The sequence below is a fragment of the Petralouisia muris genome, assembly GCF_004793545.1.
Classification (GTDB): Bacteria; Bacillota; Clostridia; order Lachnospirales; family Lachnospiraceae; genus Petralouisia; species Petralouisia muris.
This window is the reverse complement of record NZ_SRYA01000184.1, coordinates 1-2,140: the sequence shown is the minus strand read 5'-3', so window position 1 is coordinate 2,140 and position 2,140 is coordinate 1. Positions and strand designations below refer to the sequence as shown.

Here is a 2,140-nt window from a genome sequence, read left to right as displayed (position 1 = left end):
TTCGGAAATTTCTGAAGCCTTATAAAACAAGGGATTCGAGTTTCCGAGAGTACACACAAACTAAGAAAGAGGTGTTTATTAATGGCAAAAAATTTATATTCAAGTAGGGTGAATAGAGTTCCAAAATCATTTGTTAGGGAAATATTAAAGGCAACTGAGAAACCAGAGATTATATCATTTGCGGGGGGATTACCGAATCCTAATTTTTTCCCGGTAGACGATATTATGCAAGCAACAAATAAAGTATTATCTTCTGAAGGTGAAAAGGTATTACAATATAGTACAACTGAAGGTTATGTTCCGTTAAGAGAGTATATTGCAAATAGATATTATTCAGATTGTGGTATTACAGCTGATAATATAGTGATTACTAATGGCTCTCAACAGGCATTGGATTTAATTGCAAAAGTCTTTTTGGATGTGGGAGATAATGTTATGTTAGAACGTCCGGGCTATTTGGGAGCTATACAAAGTTTTTCTATGTACGAACCTGATTTTGTAACTGTAGGAATACAAGATGATGGCATTGATTTACACGAGTTGGAAAAAAAAATAAATGAATTTAAGCCTAAGTTATTTTATGCAGTAACTAATTATCATAATCCAACTGGGATTAGTTATTCAAATCAAAATAGAACAGCTTTGTCAGAAATTATAAGAACAAGTAATACAATTATGATCGATGATAATCCGTATGGAGAGCTAACATTTTATGATAAACCACACGTAACTATGAAGAAACTTTTAGGGGCGCAATGTATCTCGCTTGGGTCGTTTTCTAAAATATTTGCTCCAGCGATGAGATTGGGATGGGTTTGTGCAGATAAAGAAATTATAGATAAAATTATTACTATGAAGCAAGCATCTGATCTACACACTAATTATTTTAGCCAAAGAATATTGTATCAATATTTGATGGATTCCGATATAGATCGACATATTAATAAAATAAGAGAAGAGTATAAAGTAAGAAGAGATTACATGATAGAAATGATTAAAGAGTATATTCCAAGTGATATAAAGTATACGGAACCAGATGGTGGCATGTTTTTATGGATGGAATTGCCAAGTGATATTGATGTTATGAAGCTTTTTGATATTGCTAATAAGAAAAATGTTGCATTTGTTCCAGGAGCACCTTTTTATATAGGCAATGAAGAAAATCCGAATTTAACTTTAAGATTGAATTATACTAATTCAGAATTGGATGATATTAGAAATGGAATATGCTCGTTAGGAGAAGCAATAGCTTCGTTTAGAAGATAATATCAACAATATTTTAGACTTGTATTGTTGATAAAATATGTATAGGACATAAACAAGGAGAAATAAAGTGGAAAAGAAATTATTTACATCTGAATCGGTAACAGAAGGACATCCAGATAAAATATGTGATGCTATATCCGATGCTATATTAGATGCATTAATGGAACAGGATCTGTATAGTAGGGTTGCATGCGAGACTTGTACCAATACCGGATTTGTATTGGTACTGGGTGAGATTACCACCAAAGCGAACATTGATATTCCTGCAATCGTGCGAAAAACGTAACCGATATCGGATATGATTCGTCCGAAAAGGGCTTTGACGGTAATTCTTGTGCAGTTATGGTATCTTTGGACAAGCAGTCTGCTGATATTGCAATGGGCGTTGATAAGGCTTTGGAAGCAAAAGAAGGCGAAATGAGCGATGAGCAAATTGAAGCCATTGGTGTCGGAGATCAGGGTATGATGTTCGGATATGCAAGTAATGAGACCGAGGAGTTTATGCCTTATCCCATTTCTCTTGCACATAAATTGACCTTGCAGCTTACCAAGGTTCGCAAGGATGGTACGCTTACCTATTTAAGACCCGATGGAAAGAGTCAGGTATCCGTAGAATATGATGAGAACGGCAAGCCCTTACGTTTGGAGGCAGTTGTTCTTTCCACCCAGCATGATGAGAAAGTAACCCAGGAGCAGATCCATGCAGATATCAAGAAATATGTATCCTAAAATCCGGGTGTGTAAAATAAACTGTGTAAATCATCACAGATTATTCGACACACCCATTTTTTGTATAATGCATAATGGATTCGACAATACGTAAACGGTAAAACGCGAGTACCTATACAAAACTGGAGCAAACCTGTATGATAGT

The 2,140-nt window shown here is 35.0% G+C and carries 1 protein-coding gene and 1 pseudogene; both read left to right on the top strand.

Translation table 11 applies throughout. The annotated features are described in order from the left end of the window. Positions 1-81: 81 nt before the first annotated feature. Positions 82-1,266, top strand: a complete 1,185-nt coding sequence (locus E5329_RS28905; RefSeq protein ID WP_135992549.1) for an aminotransferase-like domain-containing protein — start codon at positions 82-84, stop codon at positions 1,264-1,266. 67 nt (positions 1,267-1,333) lie between these two features. Further along, positions 1,334-1,989: pseudogene (locus tag E5329_RS32440) on the top strand (S-adenosylmethionine synthetase N-terminal domain-containing protein); the annotation flags it as partial. Positions 1,990-2,140: the final 151 nt, after the last annotated feature.